Here is a 9,520-nt window from a genome sequence, read left to right as displayed (position 1 = left end):
AATCACCGATAAGCTATCGGCAATTGGCTGTATAAAAGGTGTTTTGATCCCTGTCTCAAAAACAGGGGTCAGTCCCTGACAGTCTGCTCCTTTTTTATTCACCAAGATCTACGTTATGATACACCTGCTGAACGTCTTCCAAGTCCTCTAACGCGTCAATCAGCTTTTCGAACTGTTCTTTCGCGTCCTCAGGAAGTGTCACTTCACTTTGCGCAAGCATGGTCAGCTCCGCTACCGTAAATTCCTCAACGCCCGCGTTTTTAAATGCCTCCTGCACTGCATGGAATTGATCCGGCTCCGCATAGACGATCACGCTGTCATCCTCTTCTAAAATATCGCGGACATCCACATCCGCTTCCATGAGAATTTCAAGCGCTTCATCAGCCGTTTTGCCTTCCACACCAATAACAGCCGTTGCGTCAAACATGTAAGCAACAGATCCGCTCACACCCATGTTTCCGCCATTTTTTCCGAACGCCGCACGCACTTCCGGCGCCGTACGGTTCACATTATTCGTCAGCGCATCAACGATAATCATTGATCCGTTCGGCCCGAAGCCCTCATAACGAAGCTCATCATAATTTTCTTCCGCTCCGCCCTTCGCCTTCTCGATCGCACGTTCAATGATATTTTTCGGCACGCTGTAAGTCTTCGCGCGCTCAAGCACAACCTTCAGCGCCTGATTGGATTCCGGATCAGGCTCGCCCTGCTTCGCCGCCACATAAATCTCACGGCCAAACTTTGCGTAAACCCGACTCGTATTTGCGTCCTTAGACGCCTTCTTCTCTTTAATATTGTTCCACTTACGGCCCATGATGTTCCACTCTCTTTCATATATATCAATCTAAATACTGTTATTCACTTTAACCATTATACCTCAAATGCTTTGGTTGTTTCGAGTGTCTTGCGTTAGAAATAGAAGGAATGCGGTAGTTTAAAAGTACGAGACGACACAAACTTCCAATAAAGCAAGAAAAAAAGCCCTAACTAAGGGCTTTCTTATCCTGATCAGTCATGTCATTATGAGAGGAATGATCGATATACGTCGTGTTTCGATCCGTTGCTTCCTTAACACCGCCGGAATTTGTCAAGAACGGAAAAGACAGGCTGCCGCCAAATATAAGTGTTACACCAAGACATACCATCACTTTTTTCTTAATATTCATATAGACACTCCCCTTTTTGAATATCTTCTTGTGCTTGCAGCACTTTTCGGTAAAGCACAGCAGCATCTTCAAAATGACAGCGGCTTTCAAATACAGATGCCGCACTTTGGGCACATGCTTCCACATAGGCGTGCAGATTCTTTTCTTCAAAGCAGCTCAATACATCATGAATCCTGTCTTCATCCATAACATCTTTGTACACCGCCTGTAAGAACGTATACAATTCTTTATAGTATTTATGGTGAAGCGTATTTGGATATTTTTTGATATGTTCTAAACCTTCATCTATAAACTGAAACGCCTGCTGTTTTTGTCCAGCTTTACATAATGTCCAGCTTAACCCAAACAAGACTTTCGGCAGCAAGTCAGGGACCGTTTCTCTGCTTACTTTCGCCGCTTTTTGGAAGTGCTCAATTGCCAAATCATATCTTCCTGACCTGTCATAACTGTTGGCGATGTTCAATAAAGAGATGCCAATGAACCTGTCGTTTTGAATGTCCATTGCCAGCTCCAGCGCCTTTCTTAAATGCGGGAGCGCTTTATCATAGCATCTGAAGTCATCATAATTTCCCGCTACGATAAACAAGCTTTGTATTCTTCTCATGCTATATAACGGATGATCTTGATAAATGTTTAAGGCTTGAAGGATATGATGCATCGACACATGAGTTTGTTTCATATTGTAGTATGCTTCTGCCACCTTAAAATGAAATTCCGCTTTCTCGATTTCATCTGTTACAAACGGAAGCTCCTTCTCCGCCTCACGGTAATATCCAATCGCTTCAACATATTCTTTCTGATCAAATTCATACATGCCGCGGAAAAACAAAGAGTAGTATTTCAAAAGACCTGTGAGTTTTTTCTGAGGGGCTTCAATCGTTTCTAAAAGCTCTGTCACTGTAGGGCGATTCCCGTATGTTTGTCCCGGCTCCAAATAATCCAGCATCAGCTGGTGCCGAAAACACATCAGAGAATAATAGATCAGCAAATCCTGATCCTCTTCCATCTGCTGAATGTCCTGCTCCACTTCCGCTTTCAGAACCTCAGCATCCGGAACACTGAACTGTCGAATCATCTTGTACCATTCATTAATCTTAACACCAACACGCGAAGATGGTATCGCTTGCTTCACTCGCTTCCCTCCCTCTCTGTAAGATATGTCATATTCTATCAATCCCAAATTTTGAAAACAAGACAACAGGAAGAAATTGTTTTTTCATCCTGTCAATTTGTTTTTCTCCGCTAAAAAGGACCCCATGGAAGGGTCCCGTGTCACTTATTTCCTATACGTTTTCACCGATCGTAACAGAGCTCTTTCGTCTGTTTTGCAAGCTATTCCGTTTGGACGACTCGGGATAAAGAACCGCCGCCCTCATCATATCTTTTCTGAACTGTAGCATTTCTATCCTTCATCCATTGGCGCTGTTCACTTTTTAGCCCCACCATGTCTGAAGCAGAAAGCTGCTTTTGCAAACCGCCGAATATCTCATTCATCGATCCGTCCCACATTTGATAGTTATAGCCGTAATCCTCAATCATTTGATAATCATAGTGTTTTTCTATCTGCTGACAGTTTGGCAAAATAATCTGATTTTGTGCTTTCCGATCCCTGCTAAGGGCTCTGTGTACCAGCTGTATCAGATGATTCGGTTTTCGCATTCTGCTCTTGCTCTGTCGGCTTCGTATAACTCACTTTATTCACGGTTTGCTCTTCCTGACCCCTATCAGAAGCTCAGCTGTCAGAACACGCTGATATATAGTCGTAAAATAGATAAAAACAGCGCACCCAATTTATATGTAATTGTCTCTGCTCATCCTTCTGTTCCCCAATGATCGCTAAATTAATTTATAGGTTTTTTATATCTTTATTTATCTAAAATCGATAACTAGACTATTAGAACAATATGTTTCTTTTAAATAAACTTTAAAATAGAATTCAAACGCCAAAATGGTAAACTAGGTGATCGTATTAATGTAATTTAAAAAGCTCTCCTTCTTAAAAGGAGAGCTTTATTTTTATCTAGTCCATTTACTGGAATATACTGTTTGCATATAGTCTGAGTGATTCCAATTATTATAAAGTTTTAGTTTCACTCTAGTCGATGCAGATTTTTTTGCGATGTTTGTGAATGTAACATTTAATTTTCTACCATATGATGCATTTCCAGAAGCTGTATCGATTGTTTTCCAAGAACCGTTTGTATAACGCTGCAGATATAATTTGCAATAAGCAGCACTTTCCCAAGTTCCTGTTCTTCCCATTTCAACTGTAGCATAAACATTCTTATAGTTTTCTGATGTGTGAATAAAGGATTTTGTGTCTACAGCTGCATGGAATGTAAAGCTCGTAGTTTTACTAACAGCCTTGGCTGAATGACCCGATCCAATGAATACTAGTCCAAATGCCATCACACCGGCAAGAACTAGTGTCATCAAGTGATTTACTCTTTTCATTATCAAATACCTCCATCAAATCAATCAAAATTGTAAAATACAGGACTGTTATACATTATAAACCATGAAACCAAGAATTAAAATATATTTTATAAAATATTTTCTAGTAATCAAAACTAAGCTGAAGTTTATAATAAATTCTATTATTCAGCCGAAGTGGCATTTGGTTAATTTACTCACCTCGAAACATAAGAACTTGACTCTAAGTTATAGCCTTGGAGTCTAATCAACCACGATAAAATCCTGTACCTTCACTTGTTCCTCAGACAAATCAAACTGATAAAGCATCTTCTTAGAATGGATATCAAACACACCCACGTATCCGCCAATGCCCTTTTTATGCTCTTCCTGGGCAACAACATAAAGTTGATTCCCCTTAAACTTTGCATCCATATAAGGGAATTTTAAGCCGTATGTGCGAAAAGAAAAGTCCTTCCCATACTCAAGCAGGTTCGCTTCCCCCTCTTTGTCTTCGTACGTCACATAAAAACTGCCGCTTTCTTTGTCATAGTACACGGTATCAGCATATTCAAGATCATCAGGATAAGAAATATACTTCGTCTTCCATGTCCCTTTTTCAATCACAGTCAGTTCATGCTCCGAGCTCGCGACAATAAAATCGGCTGAGTCTGCGAATGTATCCCCATACGAGGCTAAACTTAGGGTCTCAATGATTTCCTCTGTGTTTCTGTCGATCACGTAAATTGCCATGCCTTGAATGACATAAATATAATTCTCGTCACTCGACCCCATCGTGACAAGCGAAGGCAGGTGAGGCTATATTCCTTTTTCGTTTTTTTGTCATTTATATGGATGTCATTCCCCGTCGTATCAACATTATAGGCCTTAACAGAAACATCCTTCCCCTCATACCAGAACGAAAATGGATTTGGTAGCGGATGCTTTTTTATGGCATCCTTCTCCAGCGTGTAATAAAAAGACTCGTGTTCCGCTAATAATACAATGTCTGTTGATGCGTAAGATTTTGTTTGAATGTACGGCACATCCGCCACCTTGAACGTGCGCCTATTAAATCTTTCGCCTGTTGAGGTTGAGAGCAGCGTGCTTTCTTTCATGAAGGGATTGGAGTAAATAAAAAAGATGCGGTCTTCTTCAGGATGGATGGCGGAAGCTTTGACAGGATACGTATTCTTATTTTGAGAGTAAATATATGCAATCAACATAAAAACACTTGCGAGCAAGCCTAATAGTATATAACGCTTTTTCATATAAACAACTCCTATTATATGGTTAAAAACTCTATATCGTTTTCAACGTGCTCTGCACATTTCCCTTGTAACCCAATAAAAAAAGAACTTCTCAATAGAAGTTCTCACTTATTTTTCTCGTAGGATTGTTTGATCAATCCCGTGATATATTCAATGTGTTCGTCGTCCTTTATGAAAATCTCATAGTCGCCATTTCCCCAGTGGCCGGTCTCAGAGACATCCCGCATTCTCTCTTCAGGATCCTGCAATTCTCCCTTTTTCATATTCACCCACACCTTAAGTCCGCTTTTTAAAAGAGAAATATCCACGAAGTTTCGCTTATTTGACGTAAACGCAATATAAATCTTCGTCGGTTTGATTGAAATATGATCGTCCAAGTTTAAAATGAATTCCTTTAGCTGCTGATAAAGCTCTATGATGTCAAACGGCTTATCTGCAAGGTGATCCTCTTCAGAAAACACTTTAATTTCTTTACTGACCTCTTGAATGGTCTCACTTTGCCGCGAAATGGTCTTAATCGACTCGGATACACCCTCAGCTTTCATTTGATTCATATGAATCAGATCATTTTCATATCTTTTAATCTCCCACAATTCAATTGGAAGATCTTTAAAATGAATGGATTGCTTTTGATACACCGTAAAAACAGGTGAAATAAAAATGACCTTAGACTGCGACCAGTCCACATCATCCCGCTTTAAAGGACGATCATGATTCTCATTGTATTCAAGAATAAAATCAGCTTTATGATTAAGCATCGCCGCTAAATAAGCATAGCCTTGGTCAACAACACTAAAGTTCTTCGTATTTTTATACTCAATAATCACGAAAGCATTCGTCTCATCATCAAACGCTAGCGTATCAATGCGAAAATTACTGATCCTAAATTCAGATTTTACAAACCTGAGACCTAGCATCTTCCGAAGATTGGTTTCACATAAATCCTGAATCTCTTTCTCTTTTTTAAACGGTTTCTGGCGAATATCTTCTATCTGATTTTGTTTGTTTACTTTATAGAGATACATGCTAGGCTCCTTTTATTTTACTAGTTCCATTAAGGTTTCTAAAGATAGACTTGAAACCGGATTTTGCGTTTTCGTTTTCAGCGTACTGCCAATCAAATAAGAATAGTCACGGCACTCTGCCAATTGAAACCGGACTCTATTATTCGTTTTAGTGATCTTGGCGGGTTCATCAGATTCCCACGAATCAACGATCTTGTAAACATTTAAAATTACACCGCTCCGAATAACAATTGCCCGTTTACATTCCTTTGCCCTGGACAATTTCATATCCCAGTTCCCGCAGGCACGGTTCGTTAGCGTGTCGCCTTTTTGAATATCCTTGATCTTTATGATTAAGAAATCTTTATCCAAATGAGCTCTTCCCCTTTTTATTGATCTATCATCATCATATCAAAACTGCGCACTTAGACACATGCCAAATGACTCATTTTTCCACCAAAACACGTTCTCACCCCCACCCTTATCCTGCTCCGTGGTAAAATTTTGATATTGAGTGTAAAAAAGAAGGGAAATGGTCATGAAAGTACTTGAAGCCAAAACACTGCTTTCTGAAGCAACAGACCGCGCGAAAGAGTATAAAGAACTAAGAACGCAAATGGTCAATTTGAGAAAAGCATTAAAAAACGTCGCTAATCTCAGTGACAGTGAATTCTCGGGAAAAGGCGCCAGCAACATCAAAGCCTTCTACCATGACCACGTCGGCGTCACCGACCAATGGATCGACTACATCGACATGAAAATCGCATTTTTCACCAGCATCGCCGGAGCCGTCGAGGATAAAGCCCTCTCTGACGCATACATCGAAGAATCCTTTCTGGAACATGAGCTGGCAAACGCCCACAAAAAATCGAAATCCATCATGTCCGAACAGAAAAAAGCCATGAAAGACATACTGAACGATATCAACGACATCCTCCCGCTCGACCTGTTTTCAACAGAAGCCTTCAAAGACGAGCTGGCCGATGCCAACGACAAACGCAAAAAAACACTGGAAAAATTGGACGCCTTAGACGAAGACCTGAATACAGAATACGCCCTGTCAGAACCAAACGAACAATTCATCAAGTCCGATTTCCAAAAGCTCCAAGAAGCAACAGGCAAAGGCAAAAACGCAACACCCATCCACTACAACGCCAAGGGGTACCGTGAGAGTGACATACATAAGAAAAAAGGCGACATTGAAAAGCGGACGAATGCTTACTTGAAGATTAAGAAAGAGGAAGCGAAGGAACGCGAGATTGAAAAACTGAAAGAAAGACTGAAAAACTACGATTATGCGGATGCCGATGAATTTTACACAATGGCAAAAACGATCGGCTATGAAAATCTGACAGCAGAACAACAAAGATACTTTACCCAAATTGAAAACACGCGTGAACTTGAAGCAGGCTTCAAAGGGGTTGCCGTCGGCCTTTACGATTCAGGAAAAGACGCGGTCACAGGTCTGTGGGATATGATCACAGATCCGGACGGAACCGTTGAAGCCATTACAGGAGCGGTGGCTCACCCGATCAAAACGTATGAAGCCATTTCAGCGGCAATCGAAGAATCATACCAAAAAGACATGGTGAATGGTGACACCTACTCAAGAGCAAGATGGGTGTCATATGCGGTTGGCACTGTTGTCACCTCAGTTGTCGGCACAAAAGGTGTTGGCGCCGTCTCAAAGACTGGCACAGCCGCCAAAGTGACAACTAAAGTCAAAACAGCAGCAAGCAAATCACCCACAGCACAAAAAGCCATAACGGTCTCAAAACAAACCGTTGATCAGATCAAACAAAAGGTAAACACAGGCATTGAAGTATCAAAAAAACGCGTCAAAACCAAGTTAAATCAAATCGGAGATCTCACACTTGCGGATATTCTCCCGTATCACCCGCGTCATGACTTAGTGCCGGCAGGTGTTCCTTACAACGCAGTCAACGGGGTCACGCTTAAAGAAGGACTGCAAAAATTCGCCAAGGTCATCCTGCCGAAACCGTACGGAACGTCATCAAGCGGAAGACGAACACCAGCGCCAGTTGTACCGCCAGTAAACGTCAAATACGGCGAGCATTATGCAAAATGGAGCAGAAAGAAAGTGCTGAAACCGAATGTTGTCTATAAAACAAAAGAAGGCTACACGTACACCACTGACAACTATGGTAGAATTACAAGTGTCAAAGCCGACTTGCAGATGGGAGAAGCAAAACGTAACCAATATGCACAGTCTAAAGCAGGTAAACCTGACCGGCTGACAGATGACGACGGAGGCCATTTAATCGCCACCCAATTCAAAGGCTCAGGCCAGTTTGACAATATCGTGCCGATGAATTCTCAGATTAATAGGAGCGGCGGGAAATGGTATGAGATGGAGCAGGAGTGGGCAAAAGCTCTTAAAGAAGAACCTCCCAAATTAGTAACAATTGAAATTAAGCCTATTTATAGTGGAGACTCTTTAAGACCTAATTTATTTAAAGTCAAATATAAGATCGGGAATAAAAGATTTAAAAATGTTAGAATAAAAAATCAAGCAGGAGGCTGATATTGTGGAAACTGAAAAGATGGGAGTACTATATCAAAAAATCGCTGAGCAAATAAATGAAATTATCCCCTCTGAGTGGGAGAAGGTTGCTCTTTATGCCGAAATTTTAGATGATTCTTCAGAAGTTTACTTTTTCTTTACTATTCCACAAAATCAGGAATATATATATTCACACGATATTCCTGAACACTTTAATGTTAATGAAGATATATATGACGAACTTCTATATGAATTGCATGATTATTTCGAAGAGTTACGAAATGAATTTAAAACAAACAATGAGGACTTATGGACAAACCTCACTTTACATTTAGAAAGAAGCGGGAAATTTTCAATAGATTATGATTACACCGATGTCATTGCCTCAGACTTAAATGGTACTCAACGACAAGTAGTATGGGAATATAAAAATTTAGGAATATTGCCTGAAGATGAGGAAGATAAACAGTTTGTAATAAACTACTTCGGTCTATAATTCAAAAATAGCTCAGCTTTTTACTGCTGGGCTATTTTATATTCTCAGGTTGGCTTTTATGGAAACCAAAAAAACAAACCTATTATAAAATTTGTTAACCGATCAACTAATAAATTGATTGCTTCATGGATGATTCTGTTATCTGTTTCAAAAAGATGGTTCATGCCCGCAAACAAATTCAGAGAGGGGATTGTTTGTATGAAATTTAAACTGACTTTGTGCGCTGTAATTGCTTTGATCGGTGTAAGCTTTATCAGTTCTTCCTTGGGTAATGAAGTAAACGTAGCATCCAGAAACATGACAAGCAAAGCTGCAAACGATTCAACGAACTCCCTAGCAGACAAAGCCATCTTTGACAAGAAAATGACGATTGCAGAAAACGGAACGCTTGGTTAATGACAAGACGCAGCTTAGGCTGCGTCTGTTTTTCTGAAGAAATACGATATAACAAGGTGATTAAATGTTTTATGTTCAAACTCTCATATGCAAACCAAACAAACTCATAACCGATTTATCTGATTTGCCTAACAAGATCGATACTTATTTCATACCAATTGATCATTTCTGAATTAAGAAAAATAAAACACGATCTGGATTTTACTATATAAACGGAGCTATTCAATTCAAGTATGTGGATCAGTATTTGC

Annotated in this window: 10 protein-coding genes and 1 pseudogene; 3 read left to right on the top strand and 8 right to left on the bottom strand. The window is 40.2% G+C overall.

Features of this window, described 5'->3' with window-relative positions:
* Window positions 1-94: 94 nt before the first annotated feature.
* The 8 genes and pseudogenes from MTN95_RS21170 to MTN95_RS21135 all read right to left on the bottom strand — a co-directional run bounded on the left by MTN95_RS21170 (window position 95) and on the right by MTN95_RS21135 (window position 6,225).
* Window positions 95-814 carry a YebC/PmpR family DNA-binding transcriptional regulator gene (locus MTN95_RS21170; RefSeq protein WP_010333282.1) on the bottom strand — a complete coding sequence of 240 codons (720 nt, stop codon included), beginning with the start codon at window positions 812-814 and terminating at the stop codon, window positions 95-97.
* 169 nt (window positions 815-983) lie between these two features.
* Window positions 984-1,166, bottom strand: a complete 183-nt coding sequence (gene phrH / locus MTN95_RS21165; RefSeq protein ID WP_248339917.1) for a phosphatase RapH inhibitor PhrH — start codon at window positions 1,164-1,166, stop codon at window positions 984-986.
* Window positions 1,156-2,298: a response regulator aspartate phosphatase RapH gene (gene rapH / locus MTN95_RS21160; RefSeq protein ID WP_248339916.1), complete on the bottom strand. Its 1,143-nt coding sequence runs from the start codon at window positions 2,296-2,298 to the stop codon at window positions 1,156-1,158. Before rapH ends, phrH begins: the two co-directional genes overlap by 11 nt.
* 200 nt (window positions 2,299-2,498) lie before the next feature.
* Window positions 2,499-2,825 carry a lysozyme inhibitor LprI family protein gene (locus MTN95_RS21155; protein WP_248339915.1) on the bottom strand — a complete coding sequence of 109 codons (327 nt, stop codon included), beginning with the start codon at window positions 2,823-2,825 and terminating at the stop codon, window positions 2,499-2,501.
* 357 nt (window positions 2,826-3,182) lie between these two features.
* Window positions 3,183-3,620, bottom strand: coding sequence for a hypothetical protein (locus MTN95_RS21150; RefSeq protein ID WP_229043569.1), 438 nt, complete (start codon window positions 3,618-3,620; stop codon window positions 3,183-3,185).
* Window positions 3,621-3,842: 222 nt separating this feature from the next.
* Window positions 3,843-4,849: pseudogene (locus tag MTN95_RS21145) on the bottom strand (hypothetical protein).
* A gap of 104 nt (window positions 4,850-4,953) precedes the next feature.
* On the bottom strand, window positions 4,954-5,874 hold the full coding sequence (locus MTN95_RS21140; RefSeq protein WP_248339914.1) for a DUF5655 domain-containing protein: 921 nt from the start codon (window positions 5,872-5,874) through the stop codon (window positions 4,954-4,956).
* 12 nt (window positions 5,875-5,886) lie between these two features.
* Window positions 5,887-6,225, bottom strand: a complete 339-nt coding sequence (locus MTN95_RS21135; RefSeq protein WP_248339913.1) for a hypothetical protein — start codon at window positions 6,223-6,225, stop codon at window positions 5,887-5,889.
* Between the two features lie 166 nt (window positions 6,226-6,391).
* On the opposite strand from MTN95_RS21135, the gene MTN95_RS21130 reads away from it, so the two are divergent.
* From MTN95_RS21130 to MTN95_RS21120, 3 genes are all read left to right on the top strand, one after another.
* Complete coding sequence (locus MTN95_RS21130; protein ID WP_248339912.1) at window positions 6,392-8,398, top strand: T7SS effector LXG polymorphic toxin; 2,007 nt, start codon at window positions 6,392-6,394, stop codon at window positions 8,396-8,398.
* A 4-nt stretch (window positions 8,399-8,402) separates the two neighbouring features.
* Complete coding sequence (locus MTN95_RS21125; RefSeq protein WP_248339911.1) at window positions 8,403-8,873, top strand: antitoxin YezG family protein; 471 nt, start codon at window positions 8,403-8,405, stop codon at window positions 8,871-8,873.
* A gap of 198 nt (window positions 8,874-9,071) precedes the next feature.
* Window positions 9,072-9,269 carry a hypothetical protein gene (locus MTN95_RS21120; RefSeq protein ID WP_103672138.1) on the top strand — a complete coding sequence of 66 codons (198 nt, stop codon included), beginning with the start codon at window positions 9,072-9,074 and terminating at the stop codon, window positions 9,267-9,269.
* Window positions 9,270-9,520 lie beyond the last annotated feature (251 nt).

The organism is Bacillus sp. 2CMS4F, assembly GCF_023161785.1.
Lineage (GTDB): Bacteria > Bacillota > Bacilli > Bacillales > Bacillaceae > Bacillus > Bacillus halotolerans.
Note: the sequence above shows the minus strand (reverse complement) of the source record. Positions and strands in the feature narration are given on the sequence as shown.